General features: G+C 44.0%; 11 protein-coding genes. 8 read left to right on the forward strand and 3 right to left on the reverse strand.

The annotated features are described in order from the left end of the window. Positions 1-272: 272 nt before the first annotated feature. The 6 genes from A8C56_RS08205 to A8C56_RS08230 all read left to right on the forward strand — a co-directional run bounded on the left by A8C56_RS08205 (position 273) and on the right by A8C56_RS08230 (position 12,300). Positions 273-3,611, forward strand: a complete 3,339-nt coding sequence (locus A8C56_RS08205) for a SusC/RagA family TonB-linked outer membrane protein (RefSeq protein ID WP_084490105.1) — start codon at positions 273-275, stop codon at positions 3,609-3,611. A 20-nt stretch (positions 3,612-3,631) separates the two neighbouring features. Next, positions 3,632-5,524, forward strand: coding sequence for a RagB/SusD family nutrient uptake outer membrane protein (locus A8C56_RS08210; protein ID WP_067754367.1), 1,893 nt, complete (start codon positions 3,632-3,634; stop codon positions 5,522-5,524). A gap of 168 nt (positions 5,525-5,692) precedes the next feature. Next, the gene (locus A8C56_RS08215) at positions 5,693-7,297 is read left to right on the forward strand and encodes a right-handed parallel beta-helix repeat-containing protein (RefSeq protein WP_067754370.1); all 1,605 of its coding nucleotides are present in this window, start codon (positions 5,693-5,695) and stop codon (positions 7,295-7,297) included. A 193-nt stretch (positions 7,298-7,490) separates the two neighbouring features. After that, positions 7,491-9,539: a heparinase II/III domain-containing protein gene (locus tag A8C56_RS08220; RefSeq protein ID WP_245645891.1), complete on the forward strand. Its 2,049-nt coding sequence runs from the start codon at positions 7,491-7,493 to the stop codon at positions 9,537-9,539. A 107-nt stretch (positions 9,540-9,646) separates the two neighbouring features. Continuing rightward, positions 9,647-10,903, forward strand: coding sequence for a glycoside hydrolase family 88 protein (locus A8C56_RS08225; RefSeq protein ID WP_067754373.1), 1,257 nt, complete (start codon positions 9,647-9,649; stop codon positions 10,901-10,903). Positions 10,904-11,025: 122 nt separating this feature from the next. After that, positions 11,026-12,300 (forward strand): DUF2264 domain-containing protein, encoded by a 1,275-nt coding sequence (locus tag A8C56_RS08230; RefSeq protein ID WP_067754376.1) that lies wholly within the window; start codon positions 11,026-11,028, stop codon positions 12,298-12,300. A gap of 82 nt (positions 12,301-12,382) precedes the next feature. Here the strand turns inward: A8C56_RS08230 and A8C56_RS08235 are convergent, their stop codons facing one another. Further along, entirely contained in the window at positions 12,383-13,615 is a 1,233-nt protein-coding gene (locus A8C56_RS08235; protein ID WP_067754379.1) for an isocitrate dehydrogenase (NADP(+)), read from the reverse strand. A 220-nt stretch (positions 13,616-13,835) separates the two neighbouring features. On the opposite strand from A8C56_RS08235, the gene A8C56_RS08240 reads away from it, so the two are divergent. Both A8C56_RS08240 and A8C56_RS08250 read left to right on the forward strand, forming a co-directional pair. Then, positions 13,836-14,435: a Crp/Fnr family transcriptional regulator gene (locus tag A8C56_RS08240; protein ID WP_067754381.1), complete on the forward strand. Its 600-nt coding sequence runs from the start codon at positions 13,836-13,838 to the stop codon at positions 14,433-14,435. 409 nt (positions 14,436-14,844) lie between these two features. After that, positions 14,845-15,237, forward strand: coding sequence for a septal ring lytic transglycosylase RlpA family protein (locus A8C56_RS08250; protein ID WP_067754385.1), 393 nt, complete (start codon positions 14,845-14,847; stop codon positions 15,235-15,237). 70 nt (positions 15,238-15,307) lie between these two features. Here the strand turns inward: A8C56_RS08250 and A8C56_RS08255 are convergent, their stop codons facing one another. Beyond that, complete coding sequence (locus A8C56_RS08255) at positions 15,308-16,771, reverse strand: hypothetical protein (protein WP_067754389.1); 1,464 nt, start codon at positions 16,769-16,771, stop codon at positions 15,308-15,310. Between the two features lie 244 nt (positions 16,772-17,015). Continuing rightward, positions 17,016-18,086, reverse strand: coding sequence for a class II fructose-bisphosphate aldolase (gene fbaA / locus A8C56_RS08260; protein WP_067754392.1), 1,071 nt, complete (start codon positions 18,084-18,086; stop codon positions 17,016-17,018). Positions 18,087-18,088 lie beyond the last annotated feature (2 nt).

Raw genomic sequence — 18,088 nt, forward strand, 5'->3', positions numbered from 1 at the left:
ATAAAAATCTCTAACAGTCATTTTGAGATTACGCCATTTTTGAAAATAAAAAAGCAATGTAGACTGTAATGTTAAAAAAAACAAAAAAAAGTCTATTGGCAATCAAATAGTTACATAAACCTTTAAAAAAACCACCCTAATTGTTTGCAGAATTCACCCTCCCCGGGATGAAGATGATAGCATATTGCTTCCTGAAATTGTAAGGCTGCCCATTTTATAAAGCTTGCAACTCGTACCAAATTAATAATTGTACTTCAAAAAAAAAGACCGCTATGCTATTTCAAAAAAAGATTCCTGTTTGGAACAGGGCAGGGTGTTGTTCCCTGTTACTATTTATTTTTTTACTTCCTGTTTTTGTATCGGCCCAAAACAACAGGGTCGAAGGCTTGGTAACTGATGATCAGGGAAAGCCCATACCAGGGGCCTCTGTTGTTATTAAAAATACAATAACAGGAACAACAACAGATGAGAAAGGAAAATTCATTATCAATGCAAACCAGGGAACCACATTGGTGATATCTGCTGTCGGATACGAAGCTCAGGAAGCAATCATTACAGACCGGAACAGCCTTACGATTTCCCTGAAAACGGCACCCGGATCACTGGAAGACGTGGTAGTTGTAGGATACGGCACCCAGAAAAAAGTGAATCTGACCGGTTCGGTATCAACTGTAGGTGCAGATAAGTTAACCAACCGCCCGATCATGAACCTGGCGGCTGCTTTAGGTGGTACTGCTCCCGGGGTTCGGGTAACCCAGGGAAATGGAAACCCCGGCAGTGAAAGCGTGTCTATACGAATACGCGGTACCGGATCGTTTAACAATAGTGATCCCTTGATTTTAGTGGATGGAGTAGTAGCGGATATGGTGCCCTTAAATACGGATGATATAGAAAGCATTTCTATTTTGAAAGATGCATCTTCAGCTGCTATTTACGGGTCCAGAGCTGCTAATGGTGTTATTTTGGTAACTACCAAAAAAGGAAGAAAGAACCAGGCGCCTAAAGTAACTTTCACCAGCCTGTTTGCCCGCGAAAAGCCGGTTACCGACCTTAAATTTATGTCGAGTACTGCTGATTGGATGGAGCTGCATAATATAGCCAAGCTGAATGCAAACCCAACAGCTACTTCACCGGATTATGCCTATGCTACTATTGATGAATGGCGCGCGGCGAATGCTGATCCCAATGGCACATATACCAATCCGATAACCGGGCAAACGATCCCTAACTGGCTGGCATTTCCAAATACAGACTGGGCACAGATCCTTTTTCAACCTGAATATTATCAGCGATACGGCGCTGCTGTTTCCGGCGGTAGCAAAAACTCAACTTATCTGATGTCGCTTGGATATCAGAACAATCCCGGTACATTAAAGAATACCGGCATGCAACGTTATAATATGCGTATAAATCTTGAGACAAAGATTGCCAACCTCATCAATTTTGGAACCCAAACCTATGCCACTAAAGAATTTAAACAACCCGGTAGTACATCAATGACCTATTTGCTCCAGGCTTTCCCGGGAATGACGCCTATTTATGATGGTAAGTATGGAGCCAGTGAAGACCCAAATACCACGCAAAAAGATAATATTCTTCAGGGCGTGGCTTCTAACGGGGGAATGAACAACTTTACCCGGATCAACACGTCCTGGTATGCGAACGCAGATCTTTGGCGAGGAATTGTTGCTGAAGCGCGGTTTAATTACAGCGAATATATGCGCGAAGACGAAAATTATTCTCAAAATCTGCCGAGGTATAGTTTCCGGGAAAGCTTTGATACTCCTAAAGAAGGAATTGGTAATTTAGACCAGGCAACTACGTATCGGTATTCTTATAAATCATACAGCTATACAGCAGATCTGTTGCTGCGGTATTCACATTCCTTTGGAAAGCATGATGTAAGCGGATTGTTGGGCTATGAACAGTATCAGTCAGAGAATAGTGGGTTCAGTGCAACTAAAAAAGGGTTACTGGATTGGAACATTACGGATATTACTTCTGGTGCCAATATGGAGTCAATAGGAGGCTCTGCAAAAGAAGAGTATGCGATGCTGTCTTATTTTGGCCGGGCAAATTATGCATACGACAGGAAATATTTGTTTGAAGCCAACTTCCGTTCCGATGCTTCCTCTAAATTTGCTCCGGGCCATCGCTCGGGTTTGTTTCCTTCATTTTCTGCCGGCTGGGTGATCAGCAATGAACCGTTTTTTGCATCGAATGCTGTTAATTATTTAAAACTGAGGGCCTCTTATGGCACATTGGGAAATACTGTAAGCGGTAATTACGACTGGCAGACCTTATATCAGAAAGTAAATAACGTATTTAATGAGCAGGTGGCAAACGGAGTGATACAGCAAACCATTCAAAACCTGGCTTTATCCTGGGAAAAGCTAACGACTTACAACCTGGGCCTGGAAGCCAGATTCTTAAAGCAACGGTTGAATACAGAGCTGGATTTTTATTACCGGCACACTTCAGATATTCTTACTCCGGCCATCATTTATCTTACAATGGGCAATATCAGCGCGCCTATGTCCAATACAGCATCCCTGGGAAATAAAGGGGTAGAGCTGACTTTGGGCTGGAACGACAACGTAGGCGAGTTCAAGTACGGAATCAGCGGTAATGTGAACTATAATGATAATAAGATTACCAATTTTAAAGGCGCGTTAAGATATGAGCAGGATCCCTCCACTCCTGATACCTGGGGCAATCCTACCTGGCGTTATACCAACCTGGCTGATGTTTCTACCGGTGGAGATACCCGTCGTGTGGAAGGCCACATGATCGATGAATGGTTTTTGCGCAGGCCTTACTCAGGAAACGGAACGTATTTGAATGCTGATGGATCAGTGAATCCGAACGGCGGGCCTAAAGATGGAATGATACGCACGAAAGCAGATCTGGAATGGGTAAAATCTATGATTGCGGCAGGATATTCTTTCAATAATAACACCGTAGGACCCGGCGCTGCTAATATCTGGTACGGTCAAATGATCATGGCCGATGTTAATGGCGATGGAAAATATGGGAATGATGATGACCGCGAGTTTACAGGGAAGTCAGCCACCCCGAAATTTACGTTTGGTTTAAATATGACGGCAGCCTGGAGAGGCTTTGACCTTAATATACTTTGGGCCGGACGCGTAGGATCATACCATTATATTAATGAGCGGGGAGCCAACGGTTCTATTTTGGCAAATACAGGAGACGGAATTCCTGCTGATGCCTGGACCAAATATTACTTTTATGATGCGGTAAAAGCAAATACGGATTATGATAATTACGACCCCGCCACCGATCCGAATGCGAATATTAATGCCAAGTTTCCCCGCTTATTATCTTCAAGTTCTATCATGACCTCCAATACCTTTTACTTATATAACTCGTCTTATTTAAAACTGAAGTCACTACAGGTTGGATATACTTTTCCTAAAAGTTGGATGAGCCGGGCAAAGATCAATGACTTGCGTGTTTTTATATCGGGAGAAAACCTGTTAACCATCAAAAACAAAAATTTTGAAGGGGTCGATCCGGAATTAGGCAGCTCTATCATCGTTTACCCGATAGCAAAACTATTTTCGGCCGGTTTATCACTTACTTTTTAAATAATCTAACAAAACGTAATATGAAAAAGATAATATATCCGTTTGCAATAGCTTGTATGTTAGGTACGCTGCCTGCATGTAACAAGATATTGGACACAGTGCCCAATGATAAGATCTCTGCAGGAACCATGTGGACCACAGAAAGCCTGGTCGATCAGGGGGTGATAGGCGTTTATTATTCACTGCAGCGCCCGGTGCAAAGTGCCGGTCTTATTGGAGCCAGCACAAATATCGGCTATTATGGCTATGAAGCTTTTGGCATGACCGGGCAGGGAGAGTATAATTTAAATAACCTTTTTTCGAGCGCTGTAAATCCAAGTAATTCTTACTTTTCTTTTCAATGGAAATGGTTTTATGATGGCATCCACCGTGCCAATGATGCCATTGTACACATTCCGGATGCCCCCATGAATGAAGAAAAGAAAAAACGCCTTGTAGCGGAATGTAAGGTGCTCCGTGCATTTTTCTATATGCGCCTGAATGAGCTATATGGAAGGGATGGGTTAGGAGTGCCCATTTATACAGAACCCATCGATCCGTCAGAAGCTAACAAAGGACAAAGCCCCGAATCGGATGTTTGGGCATTGGTTACCCAGGATCTTACAGATGCGATCAATGAACCGAATCTGCCCGATAACCAGATCCAGGGAGAAGGCCGTGCGAGCAAGGGCGCTGCTTATGCATTAAGGGGAAGGGTATATTTACTTACAAAACAATATGAGAAAGCAGCTGCAGACTTCGCCAAAGTAGGAGAGAGTGGCTACAGCTTGTATCCTGATTACAAACAATTATTTAAAGTAGCAAACGAACGTTGCCAGGAAATGATATTGAGCGTGCAGTATATAGAAGACCCAACAGGTTATGGTACTGCAATACAAAAGTATTGCGGGGCATTTCAGCAGGGAGCACTGGACAGCCGTGGCTGCTGGACCGATTTACAGGTAACACCGGCATTGGTAAATCTTTATGAAGAGGTTGTTGATGCCAATACCGTAAAGCCCTTCAACTGGTCTGATTACCTCCCTCAATGGGATGCTGTCAGTACCCTGGGCACTGCCAATAGAAAAGTATTTTTCATTCGTGATCAAAAAGTAAATGGAGCTGATGTGCATGCTACAATAACAACAGCAATAAATACGGAACTGAGCAAATTGGATGCTTCAGTTAAAGCTTTGTATCTGCCTGAAGGAAACGAAGCCCGCCTTAAAACTGCCTATGAACATAGAGATCCCCGTCTGGCTTATAATGTGGTTACCCCGTATGCTAATTTTGAAGGTGTAAACAGCAATTCTACTGCGGAAGGAATGTATACCTACCGGTTTCCTGTTACCGGAAAGTATTATGTTGACCAGTCCGGTGCAGAGCCAAATTTAAACAGCAGTTTGCCGGGCACCTATTATACATCCGGCAGTTGCAATGCCCAGGCAGAATTCAAATACATCCACCGTAAATTTATTGGAGAGGGTTTGGAATATCAACGCCGGGAGCAAAATCCGGTTGATGAGCCGATCATTCGGTACGCAGATGTGTTATTGATGTGGGCAGAGGCGCTTGTTGAAATGAATGATCTCAGCGGAGCGATGGCTAAAGTAAAACAGGTAAGAGATCGCGTAGGTATGCCTACAATGGCTGCTTCATTTGCTGATCAGAATACAGCGCGTAATTATGTTCGGGATGAACGCCGCCGGGAGCTGATGGGTGAGGGAGTAAATTTCTTTGACGAAATGCGCTGGAAAACCCTGAAGCAAACTAAGTTTGATCAGAAGGTAGCCCAGCACGCCTGGGGAGGTACAGAAAGTACAGGTGGTACTACATACGAATGGATTGGCGACCAGTGGTACACATGGCCGGTTCCAAAAGCAGAAATAGAACTAAACCATAACCTGAAGCCTACTCCGGGATGGGTGTATTAAAATTGTTTCGGGAAGTGACCGGCCGCATAGCTTGATATTTTTATAAGGAGGTCCGCGCAGCCGTCTCCGGCAAGGTAGAGGGCTTGTGCAGTGCCTCCTTTTATTTAAAACGCCGGCCGGGAATTAACAGTTACACCGAACTGGCGTTTCTTTACAAAATTTTTAAACATGAAAAAGATCCAGTTGCTGTTTTTTGTTGTAGGGGCTTGCTTTTCAAACTGCAATCCCTCCGGAAAGACAGCCGGCCTGAAAAAGAATCCTGCTGGCAACCATAGCTCCCTTCACCCTGTTACCTATTATGTAGATCCTGATGGAAACGACAACAACAAAGGGACCAGCGCTTCGGCCGCATGGAAAACATTGTCCAAAGTAAATTCCGTAATCTTTTTACCCGGAGACCGCATTTTGTTAAAAAGCGGAGGCGTATGGAATGAGCCCCTGTATCCCAAAGGCTCCGGCAAGGCAGGTGCGCTGATTATTATTGATAAATACGGCGGTACTATACGGCCGGTCATCAATGGCGGAGGTAAAACAAACGGATCCAGTACATTGCTTTTAAACAAGGTTTCCTATTGGGAGGTGAACAACCTGGAAATAACCAATAAAGTGCCTGAGCGTGTTACATACGCTGCTACCGGGATCCGGGTAAACGGTGGCGATCGGCCGGATTCTTTTTTCACAAATATTACTATTAAAAACTGTTATGTACATGATGTAAATGCGGCAACTGCCAGGCAATCCAATTATGTGAAAGGAACAGGAGGAATCATTATTAATGGCAAAGTAAAGGATGTATTGGTTCAAAACTGTCATATTGCGAACTGCTCTGTAGAGGGATTACGCACCACAGGTTTTTCCGATAGGGAAAGCAGGTTGAAAAATATTGTATTTGATAATAATTTCATCGAAAATATCTATGGAGATGGTATTGTTATGGCACAGGTAAGTAGCGGCAGCAGGGTTACCCATAATACGGTTTATAATGCTTGTATGACCAATGATATTAACTTTGCCGGTATCTGGACAGTGGGCAGCAGTAACACGATCATTTCTCATAATGAGGTATACGGAATGAAAGGGGGTGGTCCAAATGACGGTATGGCGTTTGATGCCGACGGATGGGATGAACCTTCTGCCACCGAAGGCGATATTTTTGAATATAATTATTCCCATGATAATAACGGTGGGTTTTTCCTGTTTATGAATCACTCTAATAACATTATTGTAAGGTATAATGTTAGTGTGAATGATGTAGGCAAAACCGGTCGGAAAAAACTTTTTCTTATTCAAAATAGTCCCAACAAAGATCGCTTTGTTTATAACAATGTGTTTTATATAAAAAACCCGGTGAATATGTTATTCTGGGAAGGTACAGGCGCGCTCTTTGCAAATAATATTTTTTATACAGAAGCTGCTATAAGCAGGCTGGCCAGTGTAACGCCGGATGCAAGAGCCCGGTTCAGTAATAATTGTTTTTATCCTGCTGCCGTTTTCTCACTGCTCAATTGGGGCACTTCTGTGCGCAGTAATAATTTTTACGATAATCCGCTATTTGTAAACCCCGGATCCGGTCCGGGTTTTGAGGCAGCCGGTGGGTATATTCTGCGTTCCGGATCACCTTGCCGTAATGCCGGTATTTTTATCAGGAACAATGGAGGAACCGATTTTTCCGGAAATCACCTTCCCGAAGACAATCCGGATGTGGGCGCTTTTCAACATACTGTTAGATCCGGTGCTGGCAGTTCATTGGGTAAAAAACAGAAGCAGCCTTAATCAGTCAATCTTTTGTTCACAGGCATCCGGCCTTTTGGAAAATTATAATTGAATACTTTGTTTTATTTCGGGATGAATTAGTTCCCAAAAAGCCAATGAGCAATATCCGCTTCACAAAAACAGGAAAGAACTCATTTTTTAAATAGCGCAATTTGTATATTTAAGAATGCATAAAAAGAATATTTTGACGGTAGTGCTTTTAACAGCCGCACTGATTCCCTGCGTGGTGACAAAGGCGAATAAAAACAACCGGCCCCGTGCATCTGAAAAGGACAATTTTACAAACTCAGTACTTAATGGGCTGATAAAAAAAACAAGTAAAAAAAACGATGCCTCTTTTTTTGCTATTGATAAAAGGGAGCGTTCTGTAACACTACCCACTCCCCGTAACCTGCTGCAACAGCAGGCATCGGTTCAGCAGGTAAAAGAACGGCTATTGCCTTTAAATGAATGGGTGCCTTACCCGGCCTATCACAACAGGAATGGCTGGGCACAGATGACAGGCGCGCTTACAGATCAATTGATCCGGCAGGGCGAAAAACTGCTGGATTATCAATGGCAGGTAATAAAAGCGACAGATTACCTGGAGTATGAGCGCAGCGGTAGCCGGGTGATTATGGAACAGCCGTATAATGCAAATATAAATGCACTTGCCCGGTTAATGATTGCAGAGCTTGCCGAGGGAAAGGGCCGGTTTATGGACCAGGTTGTAAACGGGGTATGGGCGCTCTGCGATATGCAGTCCTGGGCTTTATCCGCGCACCTGCCCGTTCAAAGATCAAAACGGAACCTGCCGGACCCGTCTGAACAGATCATAGACCTTGTATCCGGCGATGTGGGGTCGCTGCTTTCCTGGGCGGTTTATTTTTTTAAGGACGACTGGGATCAGATCAATCCCGTGATCACCCAACGGGTGCAGCAAAATATCCGGAAGCGCATTCTGGAACCCTATATGCAGCGCAGCGACTACTGGTGGCAGGCATTGGAAAACAAACCGGGTCAGTTGGTGAACAACTGGAACCCCTGGTGCAACGCCAATGTGCTGACCTGCTTTTTATTGCTGGAAAACAAACCGGATTCCCTGGCAGCAGCCGTGTACCGGACCATGCGCAGCGTTGACCAGTTTTTGAATTATATAAAAGAGGATGGAGCCTGCGAAGAAGGGCCCTCTTACTGGGGGCATGCCGCCGGCAAGCTATATGATTACCTGCAGTTGTTATCTGATGCCTCCGGCGCGCGCATCAGCATTTTTGACAAGCCGATGATCAGGAACATGGGGGAATATATTGCCCGCAGCTATGTAGGCAACGGCTGGGTGGTCAATTTTGCAGATGCTTCAGCCAGAGAATCTTCCGATCCGGGCCTGATTTATCGTTATGGTAAAGCCGTAAACAGCCGGGAAATGCAATCCTTTGCCGGCAGGTTACTGGCCGGTAAGGAGCATAAAGAAAATGTGCCTGTGGACCGGGATCTGTTCCGGGTACTTGAAGGAATAAAGGGATATAAAGAACTGCAGCAGGCTCCGGCTGTATTAATACAGGCTCCTTATGCCTGGTATCCGCAAACGGAATTTTGCTATATGAACAATGGCAGCGGTATTTTCTTTGCAGGCAAGGCCGGCAATAATAATGAAAGTCATAATCATAATGATATAGGTTCGTTCAATTTGTACATCGATGCCATTCCTTTTATTATTGATGTGGGGGTAGGAACCTATACCCGGCAAACATTTAGCAATGAGCGGTATAGCATATGGACCATGCAAAGCAATTATCACAACCTGCCTGTAATAAACGGGCAGCCTCAGTTGTTTGGTGGTCAATACAGGGCCAGATCCGTGTTTTTTGATGCTGCGCAAAAGCGCTTCGGTTTGGATATGGCAGGTGCTTATGGTCCGCTGGCAGCGGTTAAAGAATGGAAACGCACGTACACGCTCCTTAAAAATACGCTGCACCTGGAAGATGCTTTTCAGCTGAGCACGGTAAAAGATACCACGGCTCTGCATTATATGACCTGGGCCCGCCCGGTCATTACCAGGCCCGGCCATATAATGGTTAAGAAGGGCACGGCCGGTTTGCTGATACAATATGATCCCGCTCAGTTGGAGCCGTCTGTAGAGCCCATTGCGGTAACGGACCCGCGCCTTACAAAGGTTTGGGGCGAAACGGTATACCGGTTGGTGCTGCGGGTAAAAAAGCCTGCCTTAAACGGAAAATATGCGATCGATTTTATAAAGCAATAATAAATACAGGCACCCCGGTTTCAGATGAGCCAGTGCATTAACTTAAAATAGCCGTCATACCGCAGCTATAGGTCTTTACCCTGTTTAATAACTATTAAAACAAACGTGTGAAAAAAAAACTTATTCTGTTTATAGCCCTGGCCGTTTCTCTGATAGGCGATACTGCCTGTAAGACGGATGAAAAAAAATGGGTGGATGAAAATTTTAAATATGCGGTAACCCAGTTAAAAGGAATGTTACAGGCTACGGAGCATGCCCGCGGCCAGTTTCCCCGTACAACTGATAAAACCGGGAAACCGGTAAATACGGATATGTATGACTGGACTTCCGGTTTTTTCCCGGGAAACCTGTGGTACCTGTATGAATATTCCAGAAATGCTGCAATAGAAAAGGAAGCGGTGCGGTGGACGGAAAAGCTGGAATCATTGCAAACCTTTACCCAGCATCACGACCTGGGGTTTATGATGTATTGCAGCTATGGGAATGCGTACCGTATAACCGGTAACGAAACCTACAAGAACGTTCTGGTACAGGCCGCCCGTTCATTGAGCACCCGGTTTAACCCGGTTACCGGCGCCATTAAGTCCTGGAACCGTTTTGCGTCCTGGCATGGCAATAAAACGTATTCTTATCCTGTGATCATTGATAATATGATGAACCTGGAGCTGCTATATTTTGCTTCAAAAGTTACTGGTGACAGCAGCTTCAGCCATATAGCCACTGCCCATGCGCTAACAGCAATGAAAAACCAGGTGCGGGAAGACTACAGCCACTACCATGTGGTATGCTATGATTCCCTTACCGGTAAAGTGGAAGCACGGGAAACAGCACAGGGATATGCAGATAACTCTACCTGGGCACGGGGGCAGGCCTGGGGCGTTTACGGATTTACCATGGTATACCGGGAAACACATGATCCCCGGTTCCTGAAAACAGCCACAGGCATGGCTGATTTCTTTATCAATAATAAACGGCTTCCTGAAGATAAGATCCCTTACTGGGATTTTGATGCGCTGCAAAAAGGGTACGCACCGGGTATTAAATCCTATGCCAATAAGGTCAACACCCTTTACAGGGATGCTTCTGCTGCTGCCATTACCGCATCGGCATTACTGGAGCTGGCAATGTATGTACCTGACAGGAAAACGCAATACATCAACACGGCAATTGCTATGCTGAATGCATTAAGCAGTCCTGCCTACCGGGCCCCAATAGGAGCAAACGGTCACTTTTTGCTGATGCACAGTGTAGGCAGTATACCCCATCATACTGAGATTGATGTACCCCTGGTGTATGCAGATTACTATTTCCTGGAAGCATTGACCCGCTATAACAGGCTGTTAACTACAGGATCTCCGTTGTAATAATGGATTGTATTATTATAGCCTGCATTTGTTAAAACAAGGGACCTTTTAAAACTGCTTCAGAAACAGAATCAGGAGCGGCAATTCCCTGAACTATTTTAATTTTTTAAAACAACTTTACAATGACCGGATATAAACAGATAATCCTTGCAACAGCTTTAATAACGGGCTGTTTGCCGGGCATCAGGGCGCAAAAAAGCAACCCTGGGATTCAGGAAAAAATGAGCCCGGCCACGGGGCAGCAGGACCGGGCTTTTTGGGTAAAGACCCTGTATAAAATTGCCTATCCTGTGGTGCACAACCTGGCGCAGGGCACATTGAAAAAAAATATGCCGCTGGAACAGGGCAGCAATTATAACTTAGTGGTAAAGGATGTAACCTATTTGGAAGCCGTTGGAAGAACTGCCGCTGGTATTGCTCCCTGGCTGGCATTGCCGGATGATCATACCGATGAAGGCAGGTTGCGGGCCAAAATGCGCACCGAATTTTTACAGGGGTTAAAAAATGCGGCAGATCCGCAGAACCCGGATTATCTGAATTTTGAAAAACAGGCGCAACCTATAGTGGACGCAGCTTACCTGGCACATGCATTTTTAAGAGCGCCCAAGGCGTTGTGGGAACCATTGGACACTGTTACCAAACAACGGTATATCCGTGCATTTAAATCGCTGCGCAACCGTAACGGGGCCTATAATAACTGGCTGGTCTTTGCAGGCCTGACGGAAGGGTTTTTAAGACATATAGGAGAGGACTATGATCCGGCCCGTGTAGATTTTGCTTTAAACAAAATGAAGGAATGGTATGCCGGCGACAGCTGGTATAAGGACGGCGATCTTTTTAGTATGGACTACTATAACTCCTATGTGATCCATCCTATGCTGACTGATCTTGTAAAAACGCTGGAAGAAAAAAGACCCGGGAAAATGCATGTGTCTCCCGGAGATTATGAAACGGTTTTAAAACGGATGGTGCGTCATGCAGAATTTCTGGAACGGATCATTGCACCGGATGGGACCTATCCTGCGTTCGGGCGTTCTGTTACCTACCGTACAGGTGCTTTCCAGGCATTGGGGCAGGTAGCCCTGCTGGAAAAACTGCCGGAGCATATTCAGCCGGCGCAGGTGCGCTGCGCGCTTACGCGGGTGTTTTATAATATGTTTGCCGGTAACCAGAATTTTGATGCCAACGGATGGCTGGTACTGGGCTTTAACGGGCATCAGCCAATGATGGCAGATGTGTATACTTCAACGGGCAGCCTTTATATGGCAACGCTCGGTTTTTTACCATTGGGTTTGCCTGCGGATAATGCCTTCTGGACAGATGAACCGGCAGACTGGACCAGTAAAAAAGCCTGGAACGGCCAGCCCGTAAAAAAGGATTATAAAGTAGAATATTAACCGGCAATCTGTCAATGTATCCAATAAAAAATGCGCTGATCAGCCAGCGCATTTTTTTATCCCGTATTGTTTGCGGAACCTGCTAATTTAATTTCTTCTGGAGGTTCTCATCAATTGCCTCCAGGAATTCTTCGGTATATAAATAATCTTTACCATGCTCCACTTTATTACCGTGGATGCAAACCGCAAGGTCTTTGGTCATTTTGCCCTGCTCAACGGTTTCAATACAAACCGCTTCCAGCTTATTGGCAAAATCGATCAGTTCCTGGTTGCCATCCAGCTTTCCGCGAAAAGCCAGGCCCCTGGTCCATGCAAAAATACTTGCGATAGGGTTGGTGCTGGTAGGCTTCCCTTGCTGATGGGCGCGGTAATGGCGCGTTACGGTTCCGTGCGCTGCTTCGGCTTCCAGCGTTTTACCATCAGGGGTTACCAGCACAGAAGTCATCAGGCCTAAAGAACCAAAGCCCTGGGCTACAGTATCGCTCTGCACATCGCCGTCATAGTTTTTGCAGGCCCAAACAAAATTGCCGTTCCATTTTAAAGCGCTGGCCACCATGTCATCAATCAGCCGGTGTTCGTAGGTTATGCCCGCGTTCTCAAATTCTGCCTTAAATTCATTTTCATAAATTTCCTGGAAAATATCTTTAAAGCGGCCGTCATATTTCTTAAGGATGGTATTTTTTGTAGAAAGGTACAATGGCCATTTTTTGCTGAGCGCCATATTGAAACAGCTTCTTGCAAAACCTTTAATGCTTTCATCCGTATTGTACATGGTCATGGCCACACCGTCGCCTTTGAAGTTGTATACATCAAAGGTCTGCGGCTCGCCTCCGTCTTCCGGGGTAAAAGTCATGGTCAGTTTGCCTTTTCCTTTGATCACCGTATCTGTAGCGCGGTACTGGTCTCCGAAGGCATGCCGGCCCACAATAATAGGAGCGGTCCAGTTGGTCACCAGCCGTGGTATGTTGCTGATCACGATCGGCTCACGGAATACAGTGCCATCAAGGATATTGCGGATAGTGCCATTAGGGCTTTTCCACATTTGTTTTAAATTGAACTCTTTTACGCGCGCTTCATCGGGAGTGATCGTTGCGCACTTAATGCCCACTCCATGTTCCTTAATAGCATTTGCGGCGTCAATTGTAACCTGGTCATTGGTTGCATCGCGGTGCTCGATGCCTAAATCGAAATACTTTATATCCACATCAATATAAGGAAGGATCAATTTGTCTTTAATGAATTTCCATATAATTCTGGTCATTTCATCCCCATCCAGTTCCACAACAGGGTTGGCAACTTTAATTTTCTGAGCCATAATTTTTTTTCGTTTATTTAAAAAATGTGATGGTCGCAAACTTACATGAAATTTTTCATTCATAATATAACAAAGGATGGATGAAAAATTTCATAAGAAGTTCCTCCTGGCTGAAAACAATAAAAAATATCCAGGAGAAATCTAATGGTTTAGTGGAATATTTGTAAATACATTAGTGCTTCAGATAGATTATGGCCATTTTTTCTCCTATTTTTGCTGTATGACTCCGGACCTGAATGATATCGAAGATTTTGTTTCCTTTCTAAGACAATTTGTTTCTCTTACACCAGAAGAAGTAAAAACCATTGTACTGCCTGCGCTTCAGATACGGTCATTTCATAAACGGGAAGTGATCACCCGGGCCGGGGAAATAGAGGATTACATGAATTTCATTAAAAAAGGAACGCTGAGAAAATATTATGTGCAGGACAAAGAAGAGATCATTGTACAGATTTCTATTGAAGGGCACCTGATTTCCAGTCAGGAATCATTTTATACCAGAACGCCTTCTGAATATTTTATTGATGCAATAGAACCATCAGTAGTCATCAGCCTGCAGCATGATGCATTGGAAAAGGTTTTTGCATCCAGCCACAACCTGGAGCGGTTGGGCAGAAAGGTAACGGAGCATACCATGGTATTAAAGGACAAATGGCAGTTGTCATTGATCCGCCAGACACCCAGGGAGCGTTTCCTGAACTTTATTGAAAAAAATCCGGAAATTTTACAGCGGGTACCGCAAAAATACCTGGCTTCCTATTTAAACATCAAGCCGGAAACCTTTAGCCGGTTTAAGCACCTAACACGCCAGAAACACTGATTTACCCGTTAATTTTCTGTTGCCGTTATTTTAACATTTAAAAGAGCTTCATAATATACCTGCATCTATTTTATTTTTAAATACAGCATACAATTGTCTTATCATAAGGGCATTAAAATAAACTATATGTTTTAAACAGGATATTTCAGCTTTCTGTTATTGTTAAAGCCGGTTGTTAAATAATACGGATTATCAACAATTGTTAGTTATTTTTTCTTGGCGGTTAGGATATTTCAGACTATCTTCGCGCTGTTCTTTGCGTTTCTGATCTAATATCAGTTCGTGTAATTCAGTAGAACAGGCCGGGAGGCTTGTTTTAAAAAAGTTCACAGTTCCGGTAAAGGAACTGCGTTCCAAACTTCCAGTGGAATACATTCCTGGAAGCTATTGTTTAACTTAAACCTGTTACATGAAGACAATAATTCTCTTAGTAACCGCAATTGCCATCTCCACGGCAGGCTTTTCTCAAACAAGTGGAGGAACCAATGCAAAAGCAACCTTTTACAGTAAAAGTTTCAATGGCCGCAAAACGGCAACAGGTGAAACTTACTGGGATCATTTATTAACAGCGGCATCCAATATTTACAAACTGGGCACTAAACTGCTGGTGGTAAATAAAGCAACCGGTAAAAAAGTAACGGTTACCGTAAATGATCGTATGGCCCCCAGTTTGAAAGGCCGGGTGGATCTGAGCAAATCAGCTTTTCAGAAAATAGCTTCGCTGGATAAAGGAATTGTTCCGGTTAAAGTATATGTGCTGGATGAGAACGGAGAGCCGAAAGAAACGGACGGAAGTTTATAAACAGCCCCCAATCTTATTATAAAGCCGCTTTTCCGAAAAAGCGGCTTTTTTATGCCTGATCAGAAAGAGGTCATTCCTTCACTATTTTCGTCAGCAGCACATCTTTATCTTTCTGGCGCAGTACATAAATAATTCCTTTTTTAAAAGAATCTTTGAGCACCTTCCGGGGCAGGATGGCATCTATGTCCGATTGACCGGACCTGTCAATGACCCTGCTTTTTTCAACTCCGCCAGGTGTCAGTGCAGCCGCTATTACTATGGTTTCATCTGCATTGGCTCCTCTTGTATTTTTTAATTTACTGTCTGAACGTTCCAGGTTTCCGGGCAATTCATTGTAAATACAATAGGTGATATCATTATGGGTGAGCGTGGTAAAGCCCATGTATTTGACCCTTGCCGGGTTCGTAACCTGTTTTTTATGAACGAGGTTAATTGCTGTTACCAGAGAATTTGTATCAATGTCAACCGAAATAATATTTCCCAGGTTATAACTGGTTGGTGCTCCATACGTGGTTAGTAATAACCTGCTTTCAAATAAGACCCTCATCCCGCTTTTAAGGGGAATGATATTGGTAAGGATGCAGGATTTTAAGGAAAAATCTGCGCCATCTGCATCGTCTGTTGCTTCCGTTTTAAAAGGGATCGTTACTTTTCGTATCACCCGGTGTTTTTTTAAATCTGCAGTAACAAGATAAACGCCTCTGGCCTTGCTGGCTAATAAGCTGGTTGTGTAAGGACATAGCAGGTATAAAATGCCGTTCTCATCTGTATAAGAGCCGAATTTTCCGGTTAAATGAACCCCGCTTCCTTCAGGCGGATTGACATTGATGATTTCGGGTTTGCCGGAGGATGGTGAGTAAAAGCTTAGGAACCGGTTAGCATGATTTTCATTACGGCTGTCCTGTTCAAAGCGGCAAATAGTTTCATCATTCAGAAAAGAGGCCACCAGGTAGCGGGAATTATCAATAATAAAATCCTGAGACTTTAATTTATTGCCCGAATAATCAAAGTGGTCAATGTTCAGGTAATATTTGTCCTTCTCTTTTTTGTACCCGTACGATAGAAATTGCTCATCCCTGGAGAGATCTGAAACAACAAAAGTGCCGGCTTTTCTTTCAGTTATGCCGGGTAGTTCATCAATAAGCTTTATAGCTCCTGTACGCGCGCCTGCCTTATCAAAGGCAATCATTTCCAGCTTGGCCGTTTGTTCAGCCTTATTAAAATAAGAATAAAATACCAGGAACCGGTCTTTAAGAATAAAAAGGTTTTCAAAATCGAATTTTATGGAATCCCTTGGCGGAAGCGGTATTGGAATATGCGCTTCGCGAAGCAGGTTGCTTTTATCAAATATGTCCAGATAATAACCGGGCTTTGTATAATGAAATGCATAGATCTTTTCCGCATCCTGCTGAAACAGTTCAAAGTAGCTTTTTTCAAAATTCTCAATTGCAGCACCGGAATAGTAACTAAGGTTTTGTGATTTCGTATTCAAACAAGACAAAATGGTCAGCAACAATAAAAGCAGATATCTCATAATGGCAGATTTTTAGTAAAAGTTGTACTGCTAAAATAATGAAAAAACGAATGTGCCCCGCTTCAACAGGGCTACGGAATAACCAGGAGTTGCGTAGGTTCCTATTGCTACAAATGCACAAATATCCGATGCTGTAAAACAGCGGTACTGAATAATGATTTCCGCCAGTCGGCAGGAACATATAAAAAAGCCGCCTCAGTTATTTTTGAGGCGGCAATAGCTTTTATAAATAAGGAGTATCAGCTTATGCGTTCCGGCCAATACAGTTTAAGTCGGTAAAAGCTTCTTCCAGGCGTTTTACAAAAGACTCTTCTCCTTTACGCAGCCATACACGCGGGTCATAGTATTTCTTGTTGGGTTTGTCTTCCCCCTCAGGATTTCCTAACTGGCCCTGCAGGTAGGCTTCGTTCTTTTTGTAGTAATCAAATACGCCTTCGGCAAATGCCCATTGCATATCCGTATCCAGGTTCATTTTGATAGCCCCGTAACCGATGGCTTCTGTGATCTTTGCTTTTTCAGAACCGCTGCCACCATGGAATACAAAGTAAACCGGCTTGTCAGAAGCGGTACCAAATTTTTGCTGAATGAATTTTTGACTGTTATCCAGGATGGTTGGGGTTAACACTACGTTGCCCGGTTTGTAAACACCATGCACATTACCAAAAGCAGCAGCAATGGTAAACAGGTTGCCTACTTTACTTAAGGCTTCGTACGCCTGCGCCACATCTTCCGGCTGGGTATACAGTTTGGAGTTATCTACATCCGTATTATCAACGCCATCTTCTTCACCACCAGTAACGCCCAGTTCAATTTCAATGCTCATACCCAGCGGTGCCATGCGTTTGAAATATTCAACAGAAGTGGCAATGTTCTCATCAATCGGCTCTTCGCTCAGGTCCAGCATATGAGAGCTGTATAAAGGCTGTCCTTTTTCCTTGTGGTACTGCTCACCGGCATCAATTAAAGCACTGATCCAGGGTAACCATTTTTTAGCAGCATGATCCGTGTGTAAAACTACCGGTACCCCATAGTATTGAGCTACTGTGTGCACATGCAGCGCGCCGCTGATGGCTCCGGAAATATTGGCCTGTAATTTGTCGTTAGGCATGCCCTTGCCGGCAAAAAATTGCGCTCCGCCGTTGCTGAACTGGATCATAACAGGGGAGTTTACTTTTGCTGCCGTTTCTAAAACAGCGTTTACGCTATCAGTTCCTACTACGTTAACAGCAGGTAATGCAAATTGATTGTCTTTTGCGTCATTGTAGAGGTCTTCCAGCTCTTTGCCAAACAAAACCCCTGCTCTGTATTTACTCATTT

Origin of the sequence: Niabella ginsenosidivorans, from assembly GCF_001654455.1 — a bacterium.
In the GTDB taxonomy this organism is placed as follows: Bacteria; Bacteroidota; Bacteroidia; order Chitinophagales; family Chitinophagaceae; genus Niabella; species Niabella ginsenosidivorans.